This window comes from Amycolatopsis sp. cg13, from assembly GCF_041346965.1.
Classification (GTDB): domain Bacteria; phylum Actinomycetota; class Actinomycetes; order Mycobacteriales; family Pseudonocardiaceae; genus Amycolatopsis.
Genome location: NZ_CP166848.1, coordinates 3,404,347 through 3,430,317 on the forward strand (window position 1 = coordinate 3,404,347; position 25,971 = coordinate 3,430,317).

Genomic DNA, 25,971 nt, shown 5'->3' on the forward strand with positions numbered 1-25,971 from the left:
CCTGAAGCAATGACGAGGTTGGCGGACAAGCTGAGCATCGGGCAGGTCGCGGAACGCAGCGGAGTCCCGCACACGGCGCTGCGGTTCTACGAGGAGCGCGGCCTGATCACGTCCGAGCGCTCGGCGGGCAACCAGCGCCGCTACGCGCGCTCGGTGCTGCGGCGGATCGCGTTCATCCGCGCCGCGCAGCGGGTCGGGCTGTCGCTGGAGGACATCAGCGCGGCACTGGAAACGCTCCCCGCGGACCACGCGCCCACGAAGGCGGACTGGGCCCGGCTGTCGCGCGAATGGCAGACCGAACTCGACGCCCGGATCGACGCGCTGCAGCGGCTGCGCGACCGGCTGACCGGATGCGTCGGCTGCGGATGCCTGTCGCTGCGCAGCTGCGGCCTGTACAACGCGGACGACGAACTCGCCCGCTTCGGCCCCGGTGCCAGCAAACTGCGCCCGGTCATGGAGGGCGGCATCTGAATTCCGTTGCGCGCCAGGGCGTCGGCGTGGGTTACTTCGGGTTGCAATGAACGAGAAATATCGAACCCGGGTATCGAAACGACTGTCCCGGCACCTGCGCCACGATCCCGGCGGACTCGGCCTCACCCTCTCCCCCGGCGGCTGGGTCCCGGTCGCCGAACTGCTCGCGGCACTGGCCCGGCACCAGTTCCCGGTGAGCCGCGCGGAGCTGGACGAGGTCGTCGCGAACTGCGCGAAACAGCGGTTCGCCTTCGACGAGACGGGGACGTTGATCCGTGCGAGCCAGGGGCACAGCGTCAGCGTGGATCTGGCGCTGTCCGACGCCGTGCCACCGGAAATCCTCTTCCACGGCACGGCGACGCGATTCCTGCCGTCGATCTGGGCGGAGGGACTGCGACCGATGAAACGGCACGCGGTGCATTTGTCGGCGACGCGCGAAACGGCGTGGAAAGTCGGGTCGCGACACGGGAAACCGGTGGTGCTGACGGTCGCGGCCGGGGAGATGGCCGCGCACGGGCACGCGTTTCAGGTGAGCGACAACGGGGTGTGGCTTACTTCGGCGGTTCCGGCGGAGTTTCTGGCTGAGTAGCGCATACTGAGTCCGTCGCGACGGAGGAGGTGGCCATGCCGGATTACACGATCGTCCAGTGCAGCCAGGGCCACTATTTCTCCACGATCTGGCTCCCGTTGGTGTCGTTCAAGGCGATCCGGCTCGGCGAGCGCCGGGTGCAGAGATGCCCGGTGTGCCGCCGTTTCCGCTGCGTCGTCCGGGTTTCCGCGGATCAGTTGAGCACCGAGGAACTGCGCGCGGCCGAAGCGCTGAAGGACTCCCGGCTGCCGTAATCCGCCCCAGCGAGGGTACGTGAGCCCCACGAACATTTCCGCCGCTTCAGCCGGTTTCGGTGACGCGGCACAGGATTTCCCCATGCGGGATCGAGAACCAGCCGTCCGGATCCGCAGCCCACGCCCGCCACGCTTCGGAGATCTCGCGGAGGTCTTCGGCGGCCGCATACCCGCCTGCCACAGCCTGCTCGGCGATCTTGGAGTCCAGGATCCGGTCCGCCCACATGCCGCCCCACCACGCTCGTTCCTCCGGCGTGGAATGGCACCAGATGGAGGCACTCGGCTTGACGTCGCGAGCGCCCGCGGCGTGTGCCCAGGCCATCAATCGCCGTCCGGCGTCGGGCTCGGAACCGTTGCCGTGCGCGACCGCGCGGTAGACCTCCAGCCAGCGGTCCAGGCGCGAGTCCGCGGGCCACCAGAACGCGGCGGCGTAGTCGGTGTCGCGGGCGGCGACGACACCGCCGGGCTTGGCCAGCGCCAGCATGTGCCGCAGCGCTTCCACCGGTTCGGTCAGGTGCAGCAGCACCTGGTGGGCGTGCACGACGTCGAATCGGCCGAGTTCCGGGGCCGTCGTGATGTCGGCGCGCTCGAACCGGACATTGGACACGCCCTCGCGTTCCGCGTGCGCTCGTGCCTGTTCCAGAACGGCTTCCGACAAATCGACGCCGAGCACCTCGCCAGGGGCCACTCGGCGGGCGATGTCCACCGTGATCGTCCCGGGGCCGCAGCCGACGTCCAGCACGCTCCGCCCGGGGAGCAGCTCCGGCGCGAGGTAGGCCGCCGAATTGTCGACGGTGCGCCAATGTTGTGAACGTACGACGCTTTCCGCGTGACCCTGCCCGTAGCTGCTTTCCGAAGGCATGCTTCGAGACTAGGAGCGGGTTCCCAAATACTGCAACAGACTTCTCAGCATCCGAGAAGAGCTCAGCAAACCCGGCGGCGCGGCCTGCCCAGCAGCCGCCTGCCCACCCTGACCAATTCCCGGCGCAGGGTTTCGTCGTCCACCTCGGCCAGGTCGGGTGCTCCGCCCGCCATCGCGATGCCGGTGAACGCCACGATCGCCGTCACGCGAGCGGTCACGTCCAGCTCCGGCCCGCCGGCCACGATCGAGATCAGCGCCTGCTTGAACCCTTCGACGCCGTGCGCCGATTTCGCGAGCGCCGCGTCGATGCCCGGGTCGCTGGAGAACAGCGCGACCAGCACCCGGTGTCGCACCACGAGATCGACGAAACCGTCCAGCAGATGGTCCACCCGCGCGCCGTGCCGAGGATGCTTCGCGGCCTCGACGACCAGCTGGTCCAGCTCCCGGATGCCCGGCTCCGCGACCGCCTCGGTGATCTCCGACTTCGTCTTGAAGTGGTAGTACACCGCGGCCTTCGTGACGCCCAGCTCGTCGGCGATCATCTGCAGCGACGTGCCCTCCACGCCGTGCTCGGCGAACAGCCGCAGCGCAGTGGCGAGCAGCCTGGTGCGGGTGTCCGCGACCGGTTCGACGGTCGTCATCGCGCCCTCCTCCTCAAGCGGAGTGCGCTGCTCCGCAGCACATCATGATACTAGCCGAGCGACTAGCCCGACACTTGCCGTGCGGCTAGTCACATCCTAGCCGATCGGCTTGGCAGCTCCTTGCCGAACGGCTAGCTTCGAAAGGGCGATTCCAGTGCGGAGAGCCCGCTTCTTCGGGCGCGAAACGGAGATGACTCGTGGCACCCTTCCTGTACCGGCTCGGCAGGCTGTCGTTCCGCCGCCGGGCCCTCGTGGCGGCGGTCTGGGCGCTTGTCCTCATGGCGTTGGGCGCGGGCGCGCTCACGCTGTCGGGCAAGCTGTCGGATTCGGTGACCATTCCCGGCACCGAATCGCAGCAGGCGATCGACCGGCTGGCCGAACACTTCCCGCAGGCCGCGGCGGGCGGCGGCACCGCGCGCGTCGCGATCGCCGCGCCGGACGGGCAGAAGATCACCGACCCGGCGGGCCAGGCGGCCGTCGAGGGCGTGGTCGGCAAGCTGAAGTCCGCGCCGAAGGTAGCCGGGGTCGTCGACCCGTTCCAGGCGAAGTCGGTGTCTCCGGACGGCCGGGTCGCGCTCGCGCAGGTGAGCTACCAGGTCAAGGGCTTCGAACTCAGCGACAGCGACCGCCAGGCGCTGCTGGCGACCGGCGATCACGCGAAGCAGTTGGGATATCAGGTCGAGTACGGCGGCGACGCCGTGCAGGGCATCCCGGCGACCGGGGCCACCGAGGGACTCGGCGTCGCGGTCGCGGCGGTCGTCCTGATCATCACTTTCGGTTCGCTGCTGGCCGCCGGGATTCCGTTGCTGACCGCGTTGATCGGGGTCGGCGTCGGGATGGCGGGCATCATGCTGGCGTCGGGTTCGATGGAGCTGAACTCCAATACTCCGGTGCTGGCGTTGATGATCGGGCTCGCGGTCGGCATCGACTACGCGCTCTTCATCGTCTCCCGTTACCGGCACGAACTGGCCGAGGGCCGCGAACCTGAGGAAGCCGCCGGTCGGGCTGTCGGCACCGCGGGTTCTGCCGTGGTGTTCGCCGGGCTCACCGTGATCATCGCGCTCGCCGGGCTCACTGTCGTGGGCATTCCGTTCCTGGGCCAGATGGGCGTTGCCGCTGCGGCGACTGTCGTGGTGGCCGTGCTGATCGCGCTGACGCTGCTGCCCGCCGTGCTCGGTTTCGCTGGCGCTCGCGTCGGTAGCAACAAGATCCGCGTACGCCGTCGCACCGAGGGCCCGACGCACGGCGAACGCTGGGCGCGTTTCGTTGCGCGGCACCGGGTTCCGGTCCTGCTGGCTGCTCTGGTGGGTCTGGCGGTCGTCGCGATTCCCGCGCTGAGCATGCAGCTCGGCCTGCCCAACGACTCGACTGCCGCGCCGGACACCACGCAGCGCAAGGCGTACGACCTGGTCAGCAAGGGCTTCGGCGAGGGCGCGAACGGGCCGCTGCTGGTCGTCGTCGACACTGGCCCGAACCACAATCCCGAGGCGCTGAAGCAGGCCGCCGCGGACATCGGCAAGCTGCCGGACGTCGCCGCGGTGACGCCGCCGAAGGTCAACCCGGCCGGGGACACCGCCGTGCTCACCGTGATCCCGAAGAGCGGTCCGAGCAGCACGCAGACCGAGGACCTCGTGTCGGCGATCCGCGCGCAATCCGCGCCGCTGCAGGAAAACACCGGCGGCAGCCTCGCGGTGACCGGCCAGACCGCGGCCAACATCGACGTGTCGCAGAAGCTGTCCGACGCGATGCTGCCCTATCTCGCGCTGATCGTCGGGCTGGCGTTCCTGTTGCTGATGCTGGTGTTCCGGTCGGTCGTGGTGCCGCTGAAGGCGACGCTCGGGTTCCTCGGCTCGGTGGTCGCGACGTTCGGCGCGGTCGTCGCGGTGTTCCAGTGGGGCTGGCTCACCGACCTGCTCGGCGTCGCCTCGACCGGCCCGATCATGAGCATGCTGCCGATCCTGCTCATCGGCGTCCTGTTCGGACTCGCCATGGACTACCAGGTGTTCCTGGTGACCCGGATGCGCGAGGAACACGTGCACGGGGCCGAACCGCAGGAAGCGATGGTGACCGGGTTCCGGCACGGCGCGCGGGTCGTCGTGGCGGCCGCGCTGATCATGATCTCGGTGTTCGCCGGGTTCGTGCTGGCCGAGTCGACGCTGATCCAGTCGATCGGGTTCGCGCTGGCCTTCGGGGTGCTGGTGGACGCGTTCGTAATCCGGATGACCATCGTGCCCGCGGTGATGTCCCTGCTCGGCCGCGGCGCGTGGTGGCTGCCGAAGTGGCTGGACCGGATCCTGCCGAACGTCGACGTCGAGGGCGAGGGCCTGGTCCGCGAGCTCGGCACCCCCGGCGACGACGAACGCGAACTCACGCGCGTCTGACCTTTTGCCGGATTTTGTCGGTGGTGGTTCGTACCCTGGTTTCATGATCGACGACACGGTGCGGACTTGGGTAGCGGGATGGGCGCTGTCGCGGCAGACACCGCCGCCGGTCGAGAAGCCATGGGGGCTTTTCGTCGAGGTCCCGGACAATCCCGCGGAGGTCGGCAGGCACGTCCTGCCGGTGGCTGAGGAATCGCTGGTCCGCGCAGCCGCGGGCGCGGTCAGCGAACCTCGGACGTGGCTGAAAACGCCCGCCGAACCCGAGACTCTCGAGCCGTGGATGCCGGAGGGCTGGATCGTCGCCCGGCAGGAAACCGGCCATCTGATGGCGACAGATCTGCTGGCGACGAACCCGGTCGCGCCGGAGGGCTACACCGTGACGGCGGAGATCAGCGGAGCCGTCACGTTCCTCCGGGTGCTGGACGCGTCGGGCGAGCAGGCGGCGAAGGGCCAGATGGCGAGGGTCGGCGATGCGGTGATCGTCGACCGGGTGGTGACCGAGGAGACCCACCGGCGACGCGGACTGGGCGGTTTCGTGATGCGCACGCTGGCCGATCGTGCGGTCTCGGACGGTGCGGTGCTTGGCGTTCTCGGGGCCACCGATGCTGGGCGGGCGTTGTACGAGACGTTGGGGTGGAAGAAGCACGCGACATTGGCGGAATGCATTTATCAGCCGTTGGAATCGTAGGTCGTTGGAGAGCTCGCGGTCGTTAGGGGGAAGCTGGGGTTAGTTCGCGGGGAGGGCGGGCATTGGCGGCGGGGAGGGCCCGTGTCAGGCGTGGAGAACCGCGCGTTCGTCGTGGGGAGAGCTCGCGTTGGGCACGGAGATCCGCACGTTCGTCGCGGGGCCATGTCCGCCGCAGGGCCACGTCCGGCGCGTGCAATGTCCGCGTCAGATGTGGAGAACCGCGCGTTAGCCGCCGAGAAAGCCCGGTCAGGTGCGGAGAGCCGCACGTTCGTTGCGTGCAGGGCCCGCGTCAGCCGCGGAGACGCGCACGTTCGCTGTGGGAAGAGCCCGCCACAAGCGCGAAGAGTCGCGGGAAGGCCCGCGTTAGGTGCAGGGGTGCGCGTTAGTCGTAGGGACACGGGCATCCGGTGCGGAACCGTGTCAGTCGCGGAGAAGCGCGGGGCAGGCGCGAGAAGGTCTGGGCCAGTCAGCTGACGAGCCAGGCGATGGCCCCGCCGATCGCCAGCACTGCCGCGATGCCCAGCACCACGGCGAAGAACTTCGCGGTCTTCCACAGCGAGTAGACCCCGCCGGCCAGGAAGCCGCCGAGGGCCAGCAGCAGGACCGCGATCAGCTCTTTGCTCACAGGGGTTAGCGTGCCACATGGCTTTCACCGTGACGGTACTGGGCAGTGCGACGCCGTACCCGCGCCCGGACGCTCCGTGCTCCGGGTATCTGGTGCGCCACGAGGACACCGCGATCTGGCTCGACGCCGGCCCCGGCACCCTCGCTGCCCTGCAGGAACACGTCTCGCCGGCGGAGCTGGACGCGATCTGGATCTCGCATCTGCACGCGGACCACGTCGCGGATCTGTTACCGGCGGTGTACGCACTGTTGTTCGCGGATCTGCGCCTGCGACGCCCGATCCCGCTCTACGGCCCGTCGGGGACCGCGGCGCGGATCTCCGCGTTCCTGAGCAACACCGGCCGCGCGCCGATCGAGGAGGCGTTCGCCGTCCGGGAACTGCACGACGGGCGTCGCACCCGCGTCGGCGGCCTGCAACTGGAGACGGTGGCTGTGTCGCACGGGTTCCCGGCGTTCGGGGTGCGGATCACTGACGGGGAGCGGACTTTCGCGTACTCCGGGGATACCGGCCCGTGCGAAGCGCTGTCGACGTTGGCGGAGGGGACGGATCTGTTCTTGTGCGAGGCGGACAGCATCGAACCGTCCGCGGAACACCTGACTCCGGCAGAAGCAGGCCGCGCGGCTGCCGGAGCCGCACGGCTGGTGCTCACGCATCTCGGCCACACAGTCACCGCCCGCGACGCGGTTCGCCTTGCGGCGGAACACTTTCCCGGGCCAGTGGCCTACGCCGCGCCGCGCACGGTGTTCCGCGTGTAAACCCGCCAATGCCGGAAACTGCGGTCGTGAGGGGAACCCTGAGGGAATCTGATTCCCTCAGGGTTCCCCTCACGGACTTAGCCGTTAAAGCACGCCCTTCGTAGACGGAATCCCGCCAGCCCGAGGATCCGGTTCCGTCGCCGCCCGCAGGGCCCGCGCCACGGCCTTGTACTCCGCTTCCGCGATGTGGTGCGGGTCGCGGCCGTGGATGACCCGGACGTGCAGGGCGATCTGCGCGTGGAACGCCAGCGAGTCGAACACGTGCCGGGTCAGGACGAAGGGGTAGTTGTTGCCGATGGTGAACGTGTTGTACTCCTCCGGCTCCCCCACGTGCACGCAGTACGGGCGGCCGGAGACGTCGATCGCGGCGTGGGCGAGGGTTTCGTCCATCGGGATCCACGCGTCGCCGAAGCGGCGGATGCCGCTCTTGTCGCCCAGGGCCTGACGCAGCGCCTGGCCGAGCACGATCGCGGTGTCTTCGACGGTGTGGTGGGCGTCGATGTGGACGTCGCCGGTCGCCTCGACCTTCAGGTCCAGCGAGCCGTGCACACCGAACGCGGTGAGCATGTGGTCGTAGAACGGCACACCAGTGGCAATCTCCACCTGGCCGGTCCCGTCGAGGTCCAACTGGACCAGGATGGACGACTCCTTGGTGGTGCGCTCGATTTTGCCGACGCGGCTCATCGCTTGACTTCCTTACTCGCTTCGAGGAAAGCGTCGTTCTCTTCCGGGGTGCCGATGGTCACCCGCAGGTGCCCCTCGATGCCCACGTCCCGGATCAGCACGCCGTGGTCCAAATAGGACTGCCAGCTGGCCGGTGCGTCGCTGAACTGTCCGAAAAGGACGAAGTTGGCGTCGCTCGGCACCGGGGTGAAACCCAAGCCCAGCAAGGCTTCCACGACGCGGTCGCGTTCGGCGGAGAGCCGGTGCACCGACGCGAGGGTGGCGTCAGCGTGCCGGAGGGCGGCTCGGGCGGCCGCCTGGGTGACCTTGGAAAGGTGGTACGGCAAGCGGACGAGCTGCAGTGCGTCCACAATGGCCGGTGCGGCGGCGAGGTAGCCCAGCCGTCCGCCCGCGAAGGCGAACGCCTTGCTCATCGTGCGCGAAACGATCAGCTTCGCCGGGTATTCCGCGATCAGCTCGATCGCGCTGGCCTGCGAGGAAAACTCCGCGTACGCCTCGTCCACCACGACGATCCCGGGGGCCGCGTCGAGCACGCCGCGCAACTGGTCCAGCGGGATCGACCCGCCGGTCGGGTTGTTCGGGCTGGTCACGAAGACGATGTCCGGCTTGCGTTCGGCGACCGCTTCCGCCGCCCGCGCGGTGTCGAGCGAGAAGTCCGTGCGGCGCGGCACCGGCAGCCAGTCGGTGCGCGTGCCGGTCGCGATGATCGGGTGCATCGAGTACGACGGTTCGAAGCCCAGCGCGGTGCGGCCGGGACCGCCGAACGCCTGCAGGATCTGCTGCAGGATCTCGTTCGACCCGTTCGCCGCCCAGACGTTGGACTCGGACAGCACCACTCGCGTGGACACCGTCAGGTAATCCGCCAGATCGGTGCGCAGCGCCACCGCGTCGCGATCCGGGTACCGGTGCAGCGACGCGGCTTCAGCGCGGACGGCCTCGGCGACGTCGTCGACCAGCTCGGGCGGCGGCGGGTACGGGTTTTCGTTGGTGTTGAGCCGGATCGGGACATCCAGCTGCGGCGCGCCGTACGGGGTGCGGCCCCGCAGGTCCTCGCGCAGCGGGAGTTCGGCGAGGGTGACCTCGCCGCCGGGGATGGCTTCGTTCATCGGCCGTCTCCTTCGAAACGTGCGGTGACGGCTTCGCCGTGGGCGGGCAGGTCTTCGGCGTTCGCGAGCGAGACGACGCGGGGAGCGATTTCGCGCAGGGCGTCCTCGGAGTAGTCCACGACGTGGATCCCCTTCAGGAAGCTCTGCACCGACAGGCCCGAGGAGTGCCGCGCGAACCCGCCGGTGGGCAGCACGTGGTTCGAGCCCGCGCAGTAGTCGCCCAGCGAAACCGGGGCGTACGCGCCGACGAAAATCGCGCCGGCGTTGCGCACCCGGGCAGCCACTTCCCGGGCGTTGGCGGTCTGGATTTCCAGGTGCTCGGCGGCGTACGCGTCCACCACACGCAAGCCGTCGTCCACAGTGGACACCAGGATGATGCCGGACTGCTTGCCGCCCAGCGCCTGGCCGACGCGCTCGGAGTGCTTCGTCGCGGCTGCCCGCTTCGCCAGCTCGCGATCGACGGCGTCGGCCAGCTCCTCGGAGGTGGTCACCAGGACGCTCGCGGCCAGCGGGTCGTGCTCGGCCTGGCTGATCAGGTCCGCGGCGACGTGCGCCGGGTCGGCCGTCTCGTCGGCGAGGATCGCGATCTCGGTGGGACCGGCCTCGGAGTCGATGCCGATCACGCCGCGGACCAGGCGCTTGGCCGCGGTGAGGTAGATGTTGCCCGGCCCCGTCACGATGTCCACCGGGGCCAGCTCGGCGCCATCGGTGTCGACGCCGCCGTACGCGACCAGCGCGACCGCCTGCGCGCCGCCGACCGCCCAGACCTCGTCCACGCCGAGCAGCGCGGCCGCGGCCAGGATCGTCGGGTGCGGCCGTCCGCCGAACGCGGCCTGCGGCGGCGAGCACACGACCAGCGAGCGCACGCCGGCCAGCTGCGCCGGGACGACGTTCATCACCACGGTCGACGGGTACACCGCCAGCCCGCCCGGCGCGTACAGGCCGACGCGGTCGACCGGCACCCAGCGCTCGGTGACCGTGCCGCCGGGGACGACCTGCGTCGTGACGTCCTGGCGGCGCTGGTCCGAGTGCACCTTCCGGGCGCGCTTGATGGACTCCTCCAGCGCGGCGCGGACCTGCGGGTCCAGCTCGGACAGCGCCTTCGCCAGCTCCTCGGCGGGCACCCGGACCGTCTCCGGGCGCACCTTGTCGAACCGCTCGGTGAACTCGAGGACCGCCTCGACCCCGCGCTCGCGCACCGCCTCGACCACCGGCCGGACGTGATGCAGCGCCGCGTCCACGTCGTACTCGGCGCGCGGAAGCGCGGCACGGAGCTCGGCAGCGGAGGGGACCTGCCCGCGCAGGTCGGTGCGGTTCAACATGGACACCAGGGTACGAGGTGGCCCGCGCGCTCCCGGCAGGGATACTCGGTGACGACCCGCTGTCCCCGGACCAGGGAGGCTCGTGTGCCCCGGATCGCGTTGTGCCAGCTCAACTCGGGCGACGACCCGGAAGAAAACCTGAAAACGGTTCGCTCCGGCGTGGAGGCCGCCGCGGCGGCCGGAGCCAGGGTGGTGGTGTTCCCGGAGGCGACGATGGCCCGCTTCGGCCGCCCGCTCGCCCCGGTGGCCCAGCAGCTGGACGGCCCGTGGGCGTCAGCGGTGGCTTCCGTCGCGGCCGAGCACGACGTGCTGGTGATCGCGGGGATGTTCACGCCCGCGGACAACGGGCGGGTGCGGAACACGCTGCTGGTCACCGGGCTGGGGCAGCATCTCGGGTACGACAAGATCCACCTGTACGACGCGTTCGGGTTCGCGGAGTCGGACACTGTCGCGCCAGGGTTGGAGGTCGTGACGTTCTCCGCGGAGGGGACGGTGTTCGGCGTCGCCACCTGCTATGACCTGCGGTTCCCCGAGCTGTTCCGGCGGCTGGCCGACGACGGGGCGGACGTGGTGGTGGTTCCGGCTTCGTGGGGCGCGGGGGCCGGGAAGCGGGAGCAGTGGGAAGTCCTGGTGCGGGCGCGGGCCCTGGACTCGGGCTGCTGGGTGGCGGCTTGCGGGCAGGCTGATCCTGCGGTGACCGGGGTGGAGGTCAATCCGAAAGCACCGACCGGGATCGGGTACTCGCTGGTGGCGGACGGGTTCGGGCGCGTGGCGGAGCAGGCTGGAGCCGGGGTGGAGATGCTGGTGGTGGATGTCGATCCGGAGGTGGCCGGGAAGGCTCGGACGGCTACTGGGGCGTTGGCGAATCGGCGGCTGTGAATTCGCTGCCGCCTCAGGAACCCGAGCAGGCAGAAGGAAAGCGATGACCGACCACGGCATGATCACGGTCGCCAGCCCCTGGTCCGTCGGAGTGACGATCGACCGGTTGGAGGCCGCGCTCGCCGGCGCGGGCCTGCTCGTGTTCGCCCGGATCGACCACGCGGGCAACGCGGCTCGGTCCGGGATGGAACTCCGGCCGACCGAACTGCTGATCTTCGGCCATCCGAAGGGCGGCACCCCGCTCATGCGGGACCGGCAGACCAGCGGCATCGACCTTCCGGTGAAGGCGCTCGCCTGGCAGGACGAAGCGGGACAGGTCTGGCTGACGTACAACGACGCGAGGTGGCTCGCCGACCGGCACGGGCTCGGCGCCGGAAGCAAGCAAGCACTCGAAGCCATCGAGTCGGGTCTCGCACGGCTCGTCGAGCAGGCAGTGGCTCCCTAGCCGCTGGAAGCTCTAGCGCAGCAACCCTTCCCGGATCGCCACTCGCACAAACCCCGCCCTGCGCCGCTCCCCCGTCTTGTCCCGGATCCGGTCCAGATAGGACCGCACCGTCCGGACGCTGATGTCCAGGATTTCCGCGACGTCGACGTCCCGCTCCCCCGCCGCCACCAGGCGCAGGACCTGTTTTTCCCGCTCCGACAGCACGATCTTCGGACCGGCGTGCCGTTCGTCGCTGTCCTGGATGATCATCCCGGCCAAAGTAGGCGAGACGTACGCGTTGTCCTCCGCGATGGTCCGGATCGCGCGCAGCAGCTCGTCCCCGTCGACGTCCTTCGACAGGAATCCCTTGGCGCCGGCCTGCATCGCGCCGAGGACCTCGGGCTGTTCCGCGTGTGCGGACACTACGAGCACCTTGTGCCCCATCTGCCCCACCTCGAGCACCGCGGCCGCGTCCTGGACGCCGCGGAGTTTCAGGTCGAGCACGACCACGCTGCCGGGTGGCTGGTCCTGGACCGCGAACCGCGCCACGGAGTCGGCTACCGCGACCAGTTCGATGTCCGGCGCCTCGTTCAGCACGCGCGCTACCGCGTCCCGGTACAGCGGGTGGTCTTCGATCACCCCGACCTGGATGGGTCCGCTCCGGCGCCGCCCCTCGTCGGCTTTCACCTCAGTGTTTCCTTCCCCACCAGGCCGCGGCGGATCGCTTCCTTCACGAGGCCGGGGCGCCGCCGTTCGCCGGTCTTGTCGCGGATCCGGTCGAGATAGCCGCGCACGGTGCGGACGCCGATGTCGAGGATCCGCGCGATGTCGACGTCCCGTTCCCCCGCCGCGACGAGCCGCAACACCTGCACTTCGCGCGGCGACAGCTCCATTTCCGGCCGCGTGACCGGGCGGTCGGTGTTGTCCTTGATGATCATTCCGGCGACGACGGCCGACACGTACGCGCCGCCACCCGCGACCGCGCGGATGGCGATGAGCAGCTCGTCGACGTCGACGTCCTTCGACAGGAATCCCTTGGCGCCGGCGGCGATCGCGGCGAGCACCGTCTCCGGTTCGGCTTGCGCGGACACGACCAGCACGTGATGGCCCAGCTCCGCGACCTCGAGCACCGCGGCCGCACCGGCGACGCCGGGCAGGCCGAGATCGAGGAGGACAACGCTGCCGGGCGGCTGGCGCGCGACGTGGAAGCGGGCGACCGAGTCGACCACCGCGCCCAGTTCGACGTCCGGCGCTTCGATGAGGACGCGTTCCACCGACCGGCGGTAAAGCGGGTGGTCTTCGATCACGGCCACCTGGACGGTGCCGGGAGCCAACGGTTCCGGCTCCGGCTCCCCTACGCCGCTGGGTCGCTGCGCTGTCGTGGTCACCGGCTCGCTCACCCCGTCCCCGCAGGCTGCCCGGCCACGGCGGGATCGAGCGCGGGACCGGTCGGCATCAGCGCGAGAAGCCCGCCCGCGACCGGATGCCCGGACCCAGAACCGTAGCCCAGCGACGTGAGCGCCGTCGCGTTCGCCACCGGATATTTTCGTCCTGTGTCCGTGACGAGATAAATCGTGCCGGACCCGGCGTCCGTCGCGACCGCGCCGCGCGAGGGCGGGACGTAGACGACGTCCGCGACCCGGGCGTCCGTCCGGCTCTGCACCGGCAGCGCGCGGGCGCCGGACGGGACGGGGAGATCCGCCGAGACCGTCACGCGGCCGTTCTGCGCGCACAGGGTCACCGCGCTGCCGGTGATCGGCGCTTTGCCGGGGATCCGGTCCGGATACGCGGCGGGATCCGCGCCGCCCGGGCGGGATTCGCTGACCTTCTTCACCGACGCGACGTCCGCGGCACGCACCCGCGCGGGTTCCTGCCGGCCCGAATACGCCGATTCGTTCGCCGAGGTAGTGACGAGCAGCGCGGCCTCGGTCTGGCCGACGGGTTCGAGACCGTCCGGGCGGACGAGGTAGTAGGTCGAGGCGTTGGCGGGCGCGGCCATCGGGTCGACGACCGACAGCACCTGGCCGACGCGTGTCTCCTGCGTTCCGACGCGCGGGCCGCGGTTTCCCGCGCCGTCCACGGGGATCTCGCCGAGGTCGCGTCCGGCGGGCACGGTGTCGATCCAGCGCGCGGACACGGTGATCGTCGGGTAGCTGTCGAATTGCAGGGCTGCCGCGGCGGTGTCGCTCAGCCGGTACCGGTGGCCGCCCGCGAGGAGGAACCGGCCGCCCTGCGGGACGCGGACGATCACACCCGAATCGCGCGGCAGCTCGACCCCGGACGCCGCCGCTTCCAGCAGCACGGCGACGAGCGGTTCGGCCGAGGCGGGCGCGTCCTGGGTGGTGCGGCTGCAACTGGTCCACGGGGTGGTGATCAGCGTGCTGGGCAGCGAATCCGGCGCGCCGACGATCCCGATCTGCGTGCCGCGCGGGGCGGTGCCGAGCTTTTCGGCGGGCACCGTGACGGTCTCATGGCCGTTGCCGCCGGCGAGCAGCCGCGCGGACGCGTAGTTGAGCACCGGGTGCACCGCGCCGTCCGCGCCGAGCACGAATCTCGCGCCGCTGTCGGCTTCCACGATCACTTTGCCGCCGGCCAGCCAGTCCTTCCCGCCAGACGGGCTGACCAGGCCGATCACCCCGAATACCGCCGTCACGAGCAGCGCCGCGCCGACGCCGAGCACCGTGCCGAGCACGAGCCGGCGGCTGGGCGACACCGGATGGTTGGCGTCCGCGGCGACGAGCGCGGACACGAGACGGCGGCGCAGGAACTGGTACGCCTGGATCTGGTCCCGCTGCGTCCACACGCTGTCCCGGCCCCCTGGAGATCACATCCGCTTCTCGCGCAGGCTAGACAGCTCCTCCGACGCGCACGAGGGTAATTTTTACGCCCACGCGCCCGCGCGGGGACGCTAGCGTTCGCGGGGCCGGGTCGCTGCCCGGGGAAGAGGGGAATGCGTTGTCCGTGTCCGCGCCGCCTGCCCCGGCTCATGCCCGCGCACCCGGGACGCCCGGGATCTCGGGCACCGCGCCGTGGCCGTGGCTGCTGCCGATCCGCCCGCTGCAGGCGGCCGGGTGGGAGATCGCCGCGCTGGCGCTGCTGCTCGCGTTCACCGTGCACGGCTTGGCCCAGCCGGTGCGGATCACCGTCGCCGCGCTGGCCGGGCTGCTGGTGGTGACGACGTCGGTGCGGGTCGCCGGACGGCATTTCGCCGGATGGGCGTGGACGTGGCTCGCGCATCGCCTGCGCCGCCACGACAGCCGTCGCGACAGTCCCGACGCCCTGCTGCGCATCGCCGGTCCGGTGAAGGTCCGTCAGCACGTCGACCGCGCGGGCAACCGCTTCGGCGTCGCCGAGGTCGACGGCGACTGGAGCGCGATCGTCCGCCTCACCCCTGGTGCGGGCGAGCCGTCGACGGACGAGCTGCTGGCGATCCTCCGCACGACGTTCCAGAACACGGACATCCCGCTGGCCGCCGTGCAGCTGCTGACGTGGGCGGTGCCAAGGGATTCGCGCGTGTACCGGGTGCGCTGGCTCGCGGTGCGCTACCGGCCTGAGGACGCGCCGATCGCCGCCCTCGCCCGGGGTGGCGGTGAGCTGGGGGCGTTGCGGAGTACCGCGAGTGCAGCGTTGAGTTTGATGGTGGCGCTGGCGGAGTCGGGGTATCCGTCGACGGTGCTGGAGGCTGGCGAGCTGACCAACGAGCTTCGGGTGGCGTTGGGGGTTTCGACCGGCGACCCGCGCTCCGATGGGGATTTGTGGCGTGCGTGGAAGTGGGGCGGGCTTACGCAGACGTGCTACTCGCCTCGGTCTGCGCGGGGTCTCTCGCGGACGCTGGGGGTGGCGGTGCCAGGGGCGGCGTTTACCGCTACTTCTGCGACGTTGCGGCGGACTCCCGGTGGGCGGGAGAAGCTTGAGCTGACCATTCGGGTGGGGGCTCGGGCGGAGGAAGTGCCGGTGCCGCAAGGGGTTTCGGTGGTTCCGCTGCATGGCGAGCATGGGGCGGCGGTGCGGCGGACGTTGCCGCTCGCGCTCACCTGAGGGTCAGGAAGGGTCTGCGCCGAAGTCGATGCGCGTCTCGAGCGTCACGGACAGCGCCTCAAGGTCCGGGTGCGCGAAGATCGCCCGCGCGACGTCCTCATCACACGCCACGTAGGTGGACGCGAGGTCGTGATCGGAGCAGACGACCCAGGCGTGGCCACGGGGCATCCAGTAGTCCGGGCCGCTTTCGATGCCGACCTCGTCGTCGACGCGCTTTCGCAGTTCATCGAGACCGTCCAGCGGCGCGGCGATGACGAGATGGGGTATCCCGCCCGCCGCGTCGGCGGAAACGTCGTAGCCGAAAAAGACATCCGAGGTGCCCGAAGCTTCGGCCAGGATGCTGCTCAGCGCGCGCTGCTCGCGAGGGAACAGCCGGCCGCTCTGGGTCAGCCATTGCCGAGGCCCGGTGGCGACATCGGCTCGGGCAAGGGTCCGGTGGCACGTTTCCGGGTGGATTTCCAGCCCGATCCGCGCCGCCAGGCTCGCCCAGCTCCGCAGGTTCGTGTCATCGTCGGAATGGGCGAACGCGTGCAGGATCCGCAGGTAGACCGGATAGCCGCTGGGCAGGAGCTGGCGCACGACGTGCCCCGGCCCGGTATAGCCCGCCGAGGGGTAGATGTTCTCCAGCCACGCCAGTTCGACGCGGGCGTCCGGGGTCAGGTCGGCGATCGGCATGCGCCAACCCTGCCAAGCCCGCCGCCCGGGGCAAAACGAGTTAATCAGCGCGAAGCAGCCGCTCCAGTTCGCTCTCGGCCTCGCTGCTCCCCGCGTCCGAAAGCCGCTGCAGTTCCCGCAGATCGCGGTTCTCCACTGCCCGCCGGGTCAGCAACCGGCCCGCGTGTTCGCTGCCCTCGTCCAGGAGATCCGACAGTTCGGCCAGGTCGCCGCGGCCGTCGGCGAGGTCGGCCAGGCGGTCCAGTGCGGTCTCGTTTCCCTCGTCGGCGAGCGCGCGCAGGGTGTCGTAATCAGCCATGCGGCCAGCTTCCAACCTTGCCCCAGGGACAAGGTCAAGCGCGATACTGGAGACATGCTCACCATCGGCCAGCTCGCCCGTCACGCCGGGGTTTCGGCCAAGGCTGTCCGCGTCTATCACGCGAAGGGGCTGCTTCCCGAGCCCGAACGCGACGCCGCCGGGTACCGCCGTTACAACGCGCAGGCGGTCATCGACCTCGCCCGCATCGTCACGCTCGCCCAGGCTGGCGTCCCGCTGGCGCGTATTCCCCAGGTGCTCAACGCCGACGAAACCGCGCTTGAGCAGATCGACGCCGAGTTGCGCGACCGGATCCGGCAGCTCCAGCAGCGTCGTGTCCGGTTGCGGGATCTCGATCAGCCTGACCGGCTCTGTCTCCCGCCCGAAGCCGTCGCGTTCATGGAGCGGCTAAGGCCGGTGGGGCTGTCGAAGCGCCATGAGAACGCGATCCGTGACGGTTGGATCCTCGCCTGTGCGCTGGCCCCGGACATCAGCCGCGAGATCCTCGCCAGTCGCATCAAGTTGCTGGACGATCCGGAGTACCTCGCCGTTCTCCGCGCGTACGACGAGGCAATCGAGTGGAGTGCCGGCGATCCCCGGCTCGAGGCGATCGCCGACACCGCAGCGAAGCTCGCTCAGCGGATGACGTTGCCGTCTGATCTGCCGGACTTCCGGAAGGTGCCCCGCCAAATCGTCGAGCTTCTCACGAAACATCTCGAGAGTCCGGCCTGGCAACGCATCGATCAGCTGGTCGCACAGAGGATCAGCGAAGTGAAGACCGGGACGTCGGAGCCAAGCGGAGCCGCTGCACGTCGGGCATAACCAACCCGCGTTCGAAGGCCTGCCGCGCGGCAAGGTCGGGGAAAACCCAGACTCCTACCCGGACGTTCTCTCCTTCCCGCACCGGCAGCGCGCGGAAGGTGTTCTCCGCGGGCTCGGTGACGAAGGACGCGAACGGCTCCGGAAAGGCGGCAGAAGGCGGGCCGATGAGCACCAGGATTCGCGATGACGCGGCACCAACTGGCCGGGGCAACGGCGGGAAGTCGACTTCGGGGCGCAGCAGCAGGACGTTGTCGCTGTCGAGCATGGTGGCGTTGGCGGCGTCGCGATGTGTCCGCCAGGCCTCGCCTTCGAGGTAGAACGCGGTCAGCGCGGCGTGCCGGGCCGTCATGTCCGGGAAGGAACGGAACCACACGAAGCGGTCCGGGTCGTCCTCGTCGCGGAATTGGCCGACGATCGTGCAGCCCGCCGCTTCCTGCGGTTCCAGCAGCTCACGGTCGAACAGGTCGATCAGGACGTCCCGTTGCCCGGGACGGAGGGTGTACTGACGAAGCTCCACGACGGTCACCGCAGCGAATCTGCCACCTCGCTCCGGCAAGAGCGAGTGGCAGGACTGACTCCTTTCGCTTAATTCCTGCCGTATCCTCGAAGCCATGCGAACCGTCGCGGTCGCGCTGGTCGACGACATGCCGCTGTTCGAGCTGGCCATCGCGGCGGAGGTGTTCGGACCGTCCCGGACCGACCTCGCCGACCCCTGGTACGAGCTGCGATTCTGCGCGGCGAAGCCGGAAACCCGCACCGAATTCGGCTTCCGGCACCACGCCAGTCACGGTCTCGACACGCTCAAGGACGCCGATACCGTGCTGGTGCCCGCGTTGCCGTATGCGTGTGTCCAAACTGGACAGCCCATCCCGGTGAACCTGGTCAGCGCGATCCGGGACGCAGCAGAGGCGGGCGCGCGGATCGTTTCGCTGTGCACAGGCGCGTTCGCGCTCGCGGCGGCGGGGTTGCTGGACGGCCGACGCGCGGCGACGCATTGGATGTACGCCGCCACGCTCGGCATGCTGCATCCGCAGGTCCAGGTAGACGCGTCGGTGCTGTACGTGGACGACGGGCAGGTGCTCACCAGCGCCGGACGCAGCGCCGGAATCGACCTGTGCCTGTACGTCGTGCGCAGCGACCTCGGCGCGCACGTCGCCAACGAGGTCGCGCGCCGGATGGTGCTGCCCGCGCATCGCGGCGGCGGGCAAGCGCAGTACGTCTCCGCCACCGTGCCGGAGACCGACGACGCCGGGCTCGGTCCGGTGCTGCACTGGGCGACGCGGCACCTCGACCAGCCGTTGACCGTCGAGCAGCTGGCCCGCCAGGCCGGAGTCAGCCCGCGCACGTTCGTCCGCCGGTTCCGCGAAGCCACCGGGACGACGCCGTTGCAATGGCTGCTCGACCAGCGCGTTCTGCACGCCCGCAACCTGCTGGAATCCACCGACCTGCCGATCGGACTGGTCGGCGAACGCAGCGGCCTCGGCTCGGCGGCCAACCTCCGCCGCCATTTCACACTCCGGCTGGGGACGGCTCCGACGGACTATCGGCGCGCGTTCCGCGGATGAGCCCGACCGCCGTCAATCCGGCCGCGACGGTCAGGCAGACGGCCGTCCAGCACGCGACTTTGACATCGGTCGCGAGGAAAACCGTTGTCAGCACAGCGACTCCTACGGTGCCGCCGAGTTGCTGCACCGCGTTCAGCAGGCCCGCGGCCGACCCCGACTCCGAGGGACGGACGAGGGCCAGCGCGGCGGTGAAAAACGGCACGGTGAACAGCCCGGTCCCCGTGCCAGCGACCGCCAGCGGGACCAGCAGCGGCCAGCCCAGCGCGATCCCGATGATGCCAAGAGCCAGGAGTCCCACGCCAGCAAAGAGAATCCGGGTGCCGTAGCGCGGGACGAGCCAGCGTCCGGCCACAAAGGACGATACCGCCAGGCCGCAGGACCATGGCAGCAACGAGAGTCCGGCAGTCCGGGCGTCGGCGTGCTGGGTCAGTTGCAGGAACAGGACGACGACTTGGGTCAAGCCGGTCATCACGGCGAAGAACAGCACTGACGTCAGCAGTCCGGCCGGAAATCCCAGGCCGCGGAAGAGGCTGCGCTCGATCAGACCACCGCGAAACCGTTGCTGCAGCGCGAAAACAACGAGCACGACGACCCCGGCGGCGACGAGGTACCCATTCCACTGCGTGAGGAGCGGGTAGACGATAAGCCCGGCGCCCACGACGACCAAGGCGGTCCCGATCAGGTCGAGCCGCGGCCGGGCGGCGGACCGGTCTTCGGTGAGCAGGCCGGACGCGGCGAGCACGGCGATTCCGAGCGGGACGTTCACCAGGAACACCGACCGCCACGTCCAGGCGTCGGTCAGCAGTCCGCCGAGGACCGGGCCGCTCACCGCGGCCAGTCCCATCACCGGGCCGATCATGCCGAGCGCGCGAGCCCGGGCCGCGCCGTCGAACAGAACGCGGATCAGCCCGATCGTCTGTGGGATCACCAACGCGGCGCAAGCCCCTTGCAGCGCAGGGAAAACCAGCAGGAACCCTGGCGTGGTCGCGGCCGCGCACAGAGCCGAGGCGAGGACGAAACCGGCCATGCCGAACCGGAAAGTGCGGCGTCGGCCGAGAAGGTCACCGAGACGTCCGCCGGTAATCAGCAGGAGCGCGAAAGGCAGCGTGTATCCGACGGTGTAGAAGGAGATCGCACCGCCCAGTTCGGCGTGCACCGCGGGAGCGGCGACCTGGACGATGGTGGTGTCGAGGAGGTTCATCGCTTCCGCGACGAGCAGGACCGCGAGCGCGGCCCAGCGGCGTGAGTCGGTCATGCCGCCAGCCTGGACAGCGGCCGCGAAGGATTCCAGCCACCAGCACGAACGAGCGGAAATCTTCCATTGAGGACAGATTGGTGCAGAATCAAGCCATGCTCGACGACCTCGACCACGCCCTCGTCCACGCGCTCCAGATCGACGGCCGCGCCCCGTTCGCGCGGATCGGGACCGTCCTCGGCGTCTCGACCCAGACCGTCGCCCGCCGTTACCGGCGGCTGCGCGCCGAAGCCGGACTGCGCGTCGTCGGGCTGGCCGCGCCGCATCGCGCCGGGCAGACGCAGTGGCTCGTGCGGCTCACCGTCGTCCCGGCCGTCGCGCAGCGGGTCGCCGACGCGCTAGTTCGGCGCACCGACACGACCTGGGTCAAGCTCGCCGGCGGCGGCACGGAAATCTGCGTCATCGTCCATTCCGCCAACGGTTCCGAGCACGGCCTGCTGCTGCACGACATCCCGCGCACGACCGGCATCACCGCCGTCTCCGCGCACCAGCTGCTGCACCTGTACCACGGCGGGCCGACCGCCTGGCTGGGCCGCGCCGAAGTCCTGACCGACGCCCAACGCGGCCAGCTGGAACCGGAAACCCGCGCCACATCTGCGCAAGCGACCGCCGCCGACGAACCATTGCTCACCGCTCTGCAGCGAGACGGCCGCCTCGGCCAGACCGAGCTGGCGACCATTACGGGCTGGTCCGCCGCCACCGTCGCCCGCCGGATCGCCGACCTGCGCGCGGCCGAAACCCTTTATTTCGACGTGGAAATCGACGCCCGGCTCTTCGGCGCAACGACGCAAGCGTTGCTGTGGATGGCCGTAGCCCCAGCTGATCTCGACACGGTAGCCACCGAACTCGCCACCCACCGCGAGCTAGCCGTCGTAGCCGCGACCACCGGGCCGACAAACCTGCTCGCGCACGCCCTCTGCGCCGATCCCCCAGCGCTGCACCGCTACCTCACGCACCGGCTCGGCGCGCTGCCCGGCATCCGCTCCTGCGAAACCGCGCCGGTTCTGCGCACGCTGAAAGCCGCGAGTCCGCTCAGCCGCTGACCGCCTCGTACACCCCGGCGATGAACGCCACGAACGGCACCAGCGACAACAGCACCAGGAACTCCGAAATATCCAGCAACCGCGACCAATACGGCGACCGCACCCCGCGCGCGACCCGCGTCGCGTAAAACAGCGACACCACCGCGGCCAGCACCAGCGTCAGCCCGACCGCGAGCAGCGCGATCCGCTGATTAGCCGCGATCAGCCAGAAACCCGCGGTCAGCAAGGCAATGAGGCCGAAACCCACCAGCACTAGCCGTTGCGTGCGTCCGGCATACGCGCGCGAACGCTGGATCCACGCCGTCCCGAGAAGCGCAGCCAGCCCGGCTTCCCACGGCCCGCCGGTGGCGAGCACGATCGACGAACCGATCACCACCAGCCCGAGCGCCACCAGCAAGCTCGTAAGCAACGCCTGCGCGTACGTGGTCCGCCCGGCCATTTCCACGCCGAGCGACGGTTGTTCGTTGGCGCGGAAGGATTCCATGTCGTCCGGCACGCGCGGGAGCGGCATCCGGCCCAGCCGCAGCGCGAGCATCGGCGCTACAGCAGCCAACGCCGTCGCCAACACTGCCGCGACAGCCGCAGCAGCGACCGGCTTCGCCCCAGTCAGCAGCACCACTCCGGTCGCGATCGCGCCAATCCCAGCCGAACCGACGACCGCGACGAAGAACGGCAACCGATCCGCCACCGAAACCGCGGCCAGCACACCGTAAACAGTCACCGCCGCGAGTCCCGCAGCAAGCGGCCCGGCGGAGAGCGAGAACACCGAATGCGGTGGCAGCAAGGAAATTCCGGCCAGGAACGCCACACCGACCCCGGCCAGCGCACCGGCCGCACCCGCGCCCGAATCGCCGTATGCCCGGCTCAACGCGCCGCCGCCGAGCAGCAGAATGACGGCGAGCAGCCCGGTGCCGATCGGCGCGAGCACGCTGCCCGCCAACGAGGCCTGGATCAGCAACCCGCCCGCGAACAACAACACCGCAGCCGTCGTGATCCCGGCTCGGCGAGCGACCTTCGGCCCCCACGTGGTCGACGCGGATTCCCCGACGCTCGCGATCGAATCGACCACGTCGTCGAACAGCAACGGACCCCGCGGCCGTTCACGCGGGGTCAGGTGCAGCACTTCGCCGTCGCGCACCTGCGCGGCGGCCACGGTGAGCCCGAGCGCGAGCGGCGCGCCGCCGAGCCGCGACAGCACCCAGCCCGGATGCTCGGCCGACGCCTGCCCGGCCGCCCCGGCGAGCCGGACCAGCTGCGGCACCAGTTCGGCGAACGTGCTCTGCTGCGGCAAAGCGACATCCACCCTGGCGCGCGGGGTGACGATCGTGACGCGCCGGGTCGACCCGGCGACGGCCGGCGCGCTCACAGCTGGGACCTGGACGCCTCGATCACCGGGGCGAACTTCGCGCTGCTCGCCTCGGCGAGCTTCTGCAGGCCGGCGTTCACCGCTTCGAGGACGATCTCCGACAGCGTGCGCGCGTCGAACTCGCGGATCGCGCGCTGGTCGATGTCGACCGAGGTGAACCGGCCGTCGCCACGCAGCGTCACGGTCACCTCGTTCTGCCGCGAAGCCGCCTTGACCTCCATCGCCTCGACCGTGCGCTGGATCCGCTGGACCTCTTCGGTCTGCTTGCGGACCTGCGCGAGCAGGTCGTCCATGTCCGGCACGGCATACGGTTCAGTCACCGTCGTTCTCCTTCTCCTGCGGGGTTTCCCGGCGGACGTGCACGCTGGCGACGAACTTCCGGAAGTCGGGGACGAGCGTGCGCGCGTCCTGCGGATCGGCCGTGCAGACCAGTTCCAGCACGACCCGCCCGGCCGGACCGGGCACGGTCAGGAACACCTGGATCTGCAGCAGATCCTGGCCTTCGCCGGTGCGCATCCGCAAGGTCTGGGTGCAGCCGGGCGCGGCGGGGCTGCCGACCTCCTGGCGGTCGAGGACGTCCAGCAGCGCCATCGTCCGGCCGAGGCGTTCGACGGCCTCGTCGGCGATGTCCTTCATCGGCACGGAATCCTCGCGCTGCTGGATGCCGAGCGTGATGTTCGGCGTGAAGTCCGCGACCGGTTCCGGGTGCACCGCGACGAAAACCAGCCCGGGCGCGATCGGCGGCACCGGCGTCCAGCCCTCGGGGACGTCGAAGCCCAGCGGGAGCGTCACCAGATCAGCCATGGCGCTCACCAGGAACCCACATACTGCGCTGCGTCGTCCCAAGCCCCGCCCAGTGCGTTGGCCGCCTCGCTCGCCGCGTCGCCGACCGCGTCGATTGCCGCGCCGCCGTACTCGCTGACCGCCGCGCCGACCTTCGGCAGGTCGATGTCGATCTTCGCGCCAAGCCCGGCACCGAGCCCCAGCGCGGCACCGGCCTTGAAGTTCATCTTCAGATGCCCGTTGTCGTAAACGAACTGCCCGTCGAGCTGAGCGCCGATTCCATATTGGACACTCCCGCTCGCGCCGACGCCGACCCCCGCGACATCCGCCGCGACCTGGCCCTCCAGCTTGCCGCCCGCGAAAGCGTTGGCGTGCACGCCAAGCCCGTGGATCCCCAGCTGTCCCGAAGCGCTGACCTCGCCGCCCGCGAACGCGGAACCGCGAGCGCTGCCGTGCGCGACGCCGTAGCTTCCGCTGGTCCCGATGTCCTCGCGGAACCCCAGCTCAGCATGGCCGGACGCCTTCGCGTCCCAGCCCTGCGAGGAGATTTTCCCGTCGTACTCCGGAATGAAGCCGTCTTGCTCGTGCGCCGTCTTGTAATAGGTGATCTCGGTGGCGCGGGCGATCTCGCTCTTCAGCTTCGGCTGCCCGAACGGCGTGTCGGCCTTCTTCGGGGCCCGGGTGCCCTCCAAACCGTTCCAGGTCAGCTTCTTCCAGCCGGAATTGCCGAACCACGACGGTGCCGAACGCGGCCGCTTCCGTCCGTCGAGGGTGTCGCCGTTGACCCAGGACAGCGGGCCGTAGTTGCGTTTGCCCAGCTTGCCCGGCTTGCTCATCGGCCCTGCCCACGGCGCGGGGAACAACTCCGCCAACGCGTCGGACAGCTCGTCGGCGACCTGCCCGGCCGCCGCGACCGCCTGCTCGCCCAAATCCCTTGCGGCGGCGATGAAAGCGCCCACCGCGTTCGGATCCGCCGAACGCGCTTGGTTGATCAGCTGTGTGCCGTACTGCTCGAACTGCGCGACAACCGAGTCAACCCCAGAACGCGCCCACCGCAACAGCTTTCCGGCCATCGACAACCGCTTGCCCTGGTCGGCCAGCTTCGTGCCGTCTTCGGTCAGCGCGTGCGCCACGTCGGAAGCAGCTGTCGCGTACGCGGTGTACGCAGCGCCGTCCCAGTCAGCGTGCAATGCCGTGGCAGCGTCCGCGATTTCGGTGGCTTTGCCGGTAATCGTGGACGCGTTGGTGCCACAGCGGTTCGCCGCCGCTTCGAGCGCCGCCGGGTCGCCGGTGACCCGGCGCTGGTATTCGACCAGCACCTGCCGGTAATTCGACAGCACCGAGCTGACGACTCCGGACGCGTCCACGGCCACCGGCTACGCGCCCTTCGCGTCGATGTCGACGTGCTGCTGGAAGTGCTTGCCCTGGTAAGTGACATCGACATCGATGTCCACGTCCTGCCCGGCCGGAGCTTCGACCGTCGACTGCCCGGTATTCAGGTCGGTGTGGATCACGACCTCGTGCGCACCGGTCGACTGTCCCGGCACCGAAGGCGCGGGGGACGGAGCCGGAGCCGGATCCACCGGGATCCAGCTGTTCCCCGGGTTGGCCCCCGCTCCGGCACCCCCGCCGGACGGCCAACCGCCAGTGCCAGTGCCGCTGCCCGAAGGCCAGCCGCCGTTGGACAACGCGGGCGGCGTGTAGTTCGTGAACGACGGGTTGCCCCCGGGCACTCCCCCGCCGCTGCCGCCGATGGCCGCCTGCCCGGACGCGCTCGCGACCGGCGCGGGCAGCTGCGGCGCGGTGACCGGAGTGCCGGACACCGCCGCGTTGCCCGCCGCGCCGTTCGCGTCGGAAGCACCGTGGTGGAACAGCTTTTCGATGTCGCCGATGATCGTCGCGACCTGGGTGATCTGGTTCGCGAGGTCGCCCGCGCCGAGCGCCTTCAGCAGACCGCCGACAGCGGTGATGAATCCGCGCAGCGTGGCGCTGGTGGCAGTGGAAAGCGCGACCGCCGCGCCGTAGGTCCACCAGTTCGACATCAGCGACGCGACGGTCGGGTTCACCGCCGCGACCACCGACCGGTACGCCTCCTGCGCCGCCTTCACCAGCGTGCCCGAGACGCCGAGCAGTTCAGCGCCCTTCTCGATCACGTTGATGATCTTGGTGAGCTGCTCGAGCGAGTGGGAGATCTTCTGCAGCGCCGATTCCGACGCCCCGCCGGACCAGACCTTGCCGAGCTGGTCGGCGGCCTTGCTGAGCTCGGTGTAGAGCGAGGTCAGCTCGGCGGCCTTGTGCAGCAGGTCGAGGACGTGCTTGGCGATCTGCTCGGGCTGGCCGGTGACGATCTGCGGCAGCACGGTGATCGGGCCGCCGCTGGTCGCGGTGGCGTCCATCGCGCTGGAGTTCGGGAAGAACATCGGCTTCGGACCTCACTTGGTCGGGGGT

At 70.0% G+C, this 25,971-nt stretch carries 30 protein-coding genes; 12 read left to right on the top strand and 18 right to left on the bottom strand.

What is annotated here, in order from left to right:
* Positions 1-9: 9 nt before the first annotated feature.
* The 3 genes from soxR to AB5I40_RS15410 are packed head-to-tail and all read left to right on the top strand — an operon-like array spanning position 10 to position 1,314.
* Positions 10-471 (top strand): redox-sensitive transcriptional activator SoxR, encoded by a 462-nt coding sequence (gene soxR, locus AB5I40_RS15400; protein ID WP_370939178.1) that lies wholly within the window; start codon positions 10-12, stop codon positions 469-471.
* 46 nt (positions 472-517) lie between these two features.
* Positions 518-1,060: an RNA 2'-phosphotransferase gene (locus tag AB5I40_RS15405; protein WP_370939179.1), complete on the top strand. Its 543-nt coding sequence runs from the start codon at positions 518-520 to the stop codon at positions 1,058-1,060.
* Between the two features lie 35 nt (positions 1,061-1,095).
* On the top strand, positions 1,096-1,314 hold the full coding sequence (locus tag AB5I40_RS15410) for a hypothetical protein (protein ID WP_370939180.1): 219 nt from the start codon (positions 1,096-1,098) through the stop codon (positions 1,312-1,314).
* Between the two features lie 46 nt (positions 1,315-1,360).
* Here AB5I40_RS15410 and AB5I40_RS15415 read toward each other — a convergent pair whose 3' ends face one another.
* Positions 1,361-2,176 (bottom strand): class I SAM-dependent methyltransferase, encoded by an 816-nt coding sequence (locus AB5I40_RS15415; RefSeq protein WP_370939181.1) that lies wholly within the window; start codon positions 2,174-2,176, stop codon positions 1,361-1,363.
* 62 nt (positions 2,177-2,238) lie between these two features.
* Positions 2,239-2,817 (bottom strand): TetR/AcrR family transcriptional regulator, encoded by a 579-nt coding sequence (locus AB5I40_RS15420; RefSeq protein WP_370939182.1) that lies wholly within the window; start codon positions 2,815-2,817, stop codon positions 2,239-2,241.
* A gap of 197 nt (positions 2,818-3,014) precedes the next feature.
* Here AB5I40_RS15420 and AB5I40_RS15425 point away from each other — a divergent pair, with 197 nt between their 5' ends.
* Both AB5I40_RS15425 and AB5I40_RS15430 read left to right on the top strand, forming a co-directional pair.
* Positions 3,015-5,198 carry an MMPL family transporter gene (locus AB5I40_RS15425; protein WP_370939184.1) on the top strand — a complete coding sequence of 728 codons (2,184 nt, stop codon included), beginning with the start codon at positions 3,015-3,017 and terminating at the stop codon, positions 5,196-5,198.
* 43 nt (positions 5,199-5,241) lie between these two features.
* On the top strand, positions 5,242-5,886 hold the full coding sequence (locus tag AB5I40_RS15430) for a GNAT family N-acetyltransferase (RefSeq protein ID WP_370939185.1): 645 nt from the start codon (positions 5,242-5,244) through the stop codon (positions 5,884-5,886).
* A gap of 466 nt (positions 5,887-6,352) precedes the next feature.
* Here the strand turns inward: AB5I40_RS15430 and AB5I40_RS15435 are convergent, their stop codons facing one another.
* Positions 6,353-6,511: a hypothetical protein gene (locus tag AB5I40_RS15435; RefSeq protein WP_162836028.1), complete on the bottom strand. Its 159-nt coding sequence runs from the start codon at positions 6,509-6,511 to the stop codon at positions 6,353-6,355.
* 17 nt (positions 6,512-6,528) lie between these two features.
* Between AB5I40_RS15435 and AB5I40_RS15440 the strand changes: the two genes are divergently transcribed.
* Entirely contained in the window at positions 6,529-7,266 is a 738-nt protein-coding gene (locus tag AB5I40_RS15440) for an MBL fold metallo-hydrolase (RefSeq protein WP_370939186.1), read from the top strand.
* 84 nt (positions 7,267-7,350) lie between these two features.
* On the opposite strand, the gene hisB is transcribed toward AB5I40_RS15440, so the two are convergent.
* From hisB to hisD, 3 genes are read right to left on the bottom strand one after another with little or no spacing between them, the layout of a single operon-like run.
* Positions 7,351-7,950, bottom strand: a complete 600-nt coding sequence (gene hisB, locus AB5I40_RS15445) for an imidazoleglycerol-phosphate dehydratase HisB (RefSeq protein ID WP_370939187.1) — start codon at positions 7,948-7,950, stop codon at positions 7,351-7,353.
* On the bottom strand, positions 7,947-9,056 hold the full coding sequence (locus tag AB5I40_RS15450) for a histidinol-phosphate transaminase (RefSeq protein WP_370939189.1): 1,110 nt from the start codon (positions 9,054-9,056) through the stop codon (positions 7,947-7,949). Before AB5I40_RS15450 ends, hisB begins: the two co-directional genes overlap by 4 nt.
* A complete protein-coding gene (hisD, locus tag AB5I40_RS15455; protein ID WP_370939190.1) occupies positions 9,053-10,378 on the bottom strand; it encodes a histidinol dehydrogenase in 1,326 nt (441 codons plus the stop codon). Before hisD ends, AB5I40_RS15450 begins: the two co-directional genes overlap by 4 nt.
* A gap of 84 nt (positions 10,379-10,462) precedes the next feature.
* Here hisD and AB5I40_RS15460 point away from each other — a divergent pair, with 84 nt between their 5' ends.
* A complete protein-coding gene (locus tag AB5I40_RS15460) occupies positions 10,463-11,257 on the top strand; it encodes a carbon-nitrogen hydrolase family protein (protein ID WP_370939191.1) in 795 nt (264 codons plus the stop codon).
* Between the two features lie 43 nt (positions 11,258-11,300).
* Positions 11,301-11,702 carry a DUF302 domain-containing protein gene (locus AB5I40_RS15465; protein WP_370939192.1) on the top strand — a complete coding sequence of 134 codons (402 nt, stop codon included), beginning with the start codon at positions 11,301-11,303 and terminating at the stop codon, positions 11,700-11,702.
* Between the two features lie 12 nt (positions 11,703-11,714).
* On the opposite strand, the gene AB5I40_RS15470 is transcribed toward AB5I40_RS15465, so the two are convergent.
* From AB5I40_RS15470 to eccB, 3 genes are all read right to left on the bottom strand, one after another.
* Positions 11,715-12,368 (bottom strand): response regulator transcription factor, encoded by a 654-nt coding sequence (locus tag AB5I40_RS15470; RefSeq protein WP_116202251.1) that lies wholly within the window; start codon positions 12,366-12,368, stop codon positions 11,715-11,717.
* Positions 12,365-13,015, bottom strand: coding sequence for a response regulator (locus AB5I40_RS15475; RefSeq protein ID WP_370940528.1), 651 nt, complete (start codon positions 13,013-13,015; stop codon positions 12,365-12,367). Before AB5I40_RS15475 ends, AB5I40_RS15470 begins: the two co-directional genes overlap by 4 nt.
* Positions 13,016-13,077: 62 nt before the next feature.
* Positions 13,078-14,484 carry a type VII secretion protein EccB gene (gene eccB, locus AB5I40_RS15480; protein ID WP_370939193.1) on the bottom strand — a complete coding sequence of 469 codons (1,407 nt, stop codon included), beginning with the start codon at positions 14,482-14,484 and terminating at the stop codon, positions 13,078-13,080.
* 152 nt (positions 14,485-14,636) lie between these two features.
* On the opposite strand from eccB, the gene AB5I40_RS15485 reads away from it, so the two are divergent.
* Entirely contained in the window at positions 14,637-15,719 is a 1,083-nt protein-coding gene (locus tag AB5I40_RS15485; RefSeq protein WP_370939194.1) for a type VII secretion protein EccE, read from the top strand.
* Positions 15,720-15,722: 3 nt separating this feature from the next.
* Here AB5I40_RS15485 and AB5I40_RS15490 read toward each other — a convergent pair whose 3' ends face one another.
* Positions 15,723-16,394 carry a hypothetical protein gene (locus AB5I40_RS15490; protein ID WP_370939195.1) on the bottom strand — a complete coding sequence of 224 codons (672 nt, stop codon included), beginning with the start codon at positions 16,392-16,394 and terminating at the stop codon, positions 15,723-15,725.
* 40 nt (positions 16,395-16,434) lie between these two features.
* Positions 16,435-16,692, bottom strand: coding sequence for a hypothetical protein (locus AB5I40_RS15495; protein ID WP_370939196.1), 258 nt, complete (start codon positions 16,690-16,692; stop codon positions 16,435-16,437).
* A gap of 54 nt (positions 16,693-16,746) precedes the next feature.
* Between AB5I40_RS15495 and AB5I40_RS15500 the strand changes: the two genes are divergently transcribed.
* Positions 16,747-17,511: a MerR family transcriptional regulator gene (locus tag AB5I40_RS15500; RefSeq protein WP_370939197.1), complete on the top strand. Its 765-nt coding sequence runs from the start codon at positions 16,747-16,749 to the stop codon at positions 17,509-17,511.
* On the opposite strand, the gene AB5I40_RS15505 is transcribed toward AB5I40_RS15500, so the two are convergent.
* Positions 17,453-18,037, bottom strand: coding sequence for an NIPSNAP family protein (locus AB5I40_RS15505; protein WP_370939198.1), 585 nt, complete (start codon positions 18,035-18,037; stop codon positions 17,453-17,455). The two genes, AB5I40_RS15500 and AB5I40_RS15505, sit on opposite strands and share 59 nt — an antisense overlap.
* Positions 18,038-18,122: 85 nt before the next feature.
* Here AB5I40_RS15505 and AB5I40_RS15510 point away from each other — a divergent pair, with 85 nt between their 5' ends.
* On the top strand, positions 18,123-19,076 hold the full coding sequence (locus AB5I40_RS15510) for a helix-turn-helix domain-containing protein (protein ID WP_370939200.1): 954 nt from the start codon (positions 18,123-18,125) through the stop codon (positions 19,074-19,076).
* On the opposite strand, the gene AB5I40_RS15515 is transcribed toward AB5I40_RS15510, so the two are convergent.
* Positions 19,021-20,331: an MFS transporter gene (locus tag AB5I40_RS15515; RefSeq protein ID WP_370939201.1), complete on the bottom strand. Its 1,311-nt coding sequence runs from the start codon at positions 20,329-20,331 to the stop codon at positions 19,021-19,023. The genes AB5I40_RS15510 and AB5I40_RS15515 overlap by 56 nt on opposite strands.
* 80 nt (positions 20,332-20,411) lie before the next feature.
* Here AB5I40_RS15515 and AB5I40_RS15520 point away from each other — a divergent pair, with 80 nt between their 5' ends.
* The gene (locus AB5I40_RS15520) at positions 20,412-21,374 is read left to right on the top strand and encodes an Lrp/AsnC family transcriptional regulator (protein ID WP_370939202.1); all 963 of its coding nucleotides are present in this window, start codon (positions 20,412-20,414) and stop codon (positions 21,372-21,374) included.
* Here AB5I40_RS15520 and eccD read toward each other — a convergent pair.
* From eccD to AB5I40_RS15545, 5 genes are read right to left on the bottom strand one after another with little or no spacing between them, the layout of a single operon-like run.
* Positions 21,364-22,740: a type VII secretion integral membrane protein EccD gene (gene eccD / locus AB5I40_RS15525; RefSeq protein ID WP_370939203.1), complete on the bottom strand. Its 1,377-nt coding sequence runs from the start codon at positions 22,738-22,740 to the stop codon at positions 21,364-21,366. The two genes, AB5I40_RS15520 and eccD, sit on opposite strands and share 11 nt — an antisense overlap.
* On the bottom strand, positions 22,737-23,060 hold the full coding sequence (locus AB5I40_RS15530; RefSeq protein ID WP_370939204.1) for a YbaB/EbfC family nucleoid-associated protein: 324 nt from the start codon (positions 23,058-23,060) through the stop codon (positions 22,737-22,739). The genes eccD and AB5I40_RS15530 overlap by 4 nt, the downstream gene beginning before the upstream one ends.
* Positions 23,053-23,544 carry a hypothetical protein gene (locus tag AB5I40_RS15535; protein WP_370939205.1) on the bottom strand — a complete coding sequence of 164 codons (492 nt, stop codon included), beginning with the start codon at positions 23,542-23,544 and terminating at the stop codon, positions 23,053-23,055. Before AB5I40_RS15535 ends, AB5I40_RS15530 begins: the two co-directional genes overlap by 8 nt.
* Positions 23,545-23,549: 5 nt before the next feature.
* Positions 23,550-24,896: a WXG100 family type VII secretion target gene (locus tag AB5I40_RS15540; RefSeq protein WP_370939206.1), complete on the bottom strand. Its 1,347-nt coding sequence runs from the start codon at positions 24,894-24,896 to the stop codon at positions 23,550-23,552.
* Between the two features lie 3 nt (positions 24,897-24,899).
* Entirely contained in the window at positions 24,900-25,943 is a 1,044-nt protein-coding gene (locus tag AB5I40_RS15545; RefSeq protein WP_370939207.1) for a WXG100 family type VII secretion target, read from the bottom strand.
* Positions 25,944-25,971: the final 28 nt, after the last annotated feature.

What these genes read in the sequence shown, in the direction of transcription:
- soxR (WP_370939178.1), top strand. Translation starts at nt 10, where the DNA reads ATGACGAGGTTGGCGGACAAGCTGAGCATCGGGCAGGTCGCGGAACGC.
- AB5I40_RS15405 (WP_370939179.1), top strand. Translation starts at nt 518, where the DNA reads ATGAACGAGAAATATCGAACCCGGGTATCGAAACGACTGTCCCGGCAC.
- AB5I40_RS15410 (WP_370939180.1), top strand. Translation starts at nt 1,096, where the DNA reads ATGCCGGATTACACGATCGTCCAGTGCAGCCAGGGCCACTATTTCTCC.
- AB5I40_RS15415 (WP_370939181.1), bottom strand. Translation starts at nt 2,176, where the DNA reads ATGCCTTCGGAAAGCAGCTACGGGCAGGGTCACGCGGAAAGCGTCGTA.
- AB5I40_RS15420 (WP_370939182.1), bottom strand. Translation starts at nt 2,817, where the DNA reads ATGACGACCGTCGAACCGGTCGCGGACACCCGCACCAGGCTGCTCGCC.
- AB5I40_RS15430 (WP_370939185.1), top strand. Translation starts at nt 5,242, where the DNA reads ATGATCGACGACACGGTGCGGACTTGGGTAGCGGGATGGGCGCTGTCG.
- AB5I40_RS15440 (WP_370939186.1), top strand. Translation starts at nt 6,529, where the DNA reads ATGGCTTTCACCGTGACGGTACTGGGCAGTGCGACGCCGTACCCGCGC.
- hisB (WP_370939187.1), bottom strand. Translation starts at nt 7,950, where the DNA reads ATGAGCCGCGTCGGCAAAATCGAGCGCACCACCAAGGAGTCGTCCATC.
- AB5I40_RS15450 (WP_370939189.1), bottom strand. Translation starts at nt 9,056, where the DNA reads ATGAACGAAGCCATCCCCGGCGGCGAGGTCACCCTCGCCGAACTCCCG.
- hisD (WP_370939190.1), bottom strand. Translation starts at nt 10,378, where the DNA reads ATGTTGAACCGCACCGACCTGCGCGGGCAGGTCCCCTCCGCTGCCGAG.
- AB5I40_RS15465 (WP_370939192.1), top strand. Translation starts at nt 11,301, where the DNA reads ATGACCGACCACGGCATGATCACGGTCGCCAGCCCCTGGTCCGTCGGA.
- AB5I40_RS15490 (WP_370939195.1), bottom strand. Translation starts at nt 16,394, where the DNA reads ATGCCGATCGCCGACCTGACCCCGGACGCCCGCGTCGAACTGGCGTGG.
- AB5I40_RS15495 (WP_370939196.1), bottom strand. Translation starts at nt 16,692, where the DNA reads ATGGCTGATTACGACACCCTGCGCGCGCTCGCCGACGAGGGAAACGAG.
- AB5I40_RS15500 (WP_370939197.1), top strand. Translation starts at nt 16,747, where the DNA reads ATGCTCACCATCGGCCAGCTCGCCCGTCACGCCGGGGTTTCGGCCAAG.
- AB5I40_RS15510 (WP_370939200.1), top strand. Translation starts at nt 18,123, where the DNA reads ATGCGAACCGTCGCGGTCGCGCTGGTCGACGACATGCCGCTGTTCGAG.
- AB5I40_RS15515 (WP_370939201.1), bottom strand. Translation starts at nt 20,331, where the DNA reads ATGACCGACTCACGCCGCTGGGCCGCGCTCGCGGTCCTGCTCGTCGCG.
- AB5I40_RS15535 (WP_370939205.1), bottom strand. Translation starts at nt 23,544, where the DNA reads ATGGCTGATCTGGTGACGCTCCCGCTGGGCTTCGACGTCCCCGAGGGC.
- AB5I40_RS15545 (WP_370939207.1), bottom strand. Translation starts at nt 25,943, where the DNA reads ATGTTCTTCCCGAACTCCAGCGCGATGGACGCCACCGCGACCAGCGGC.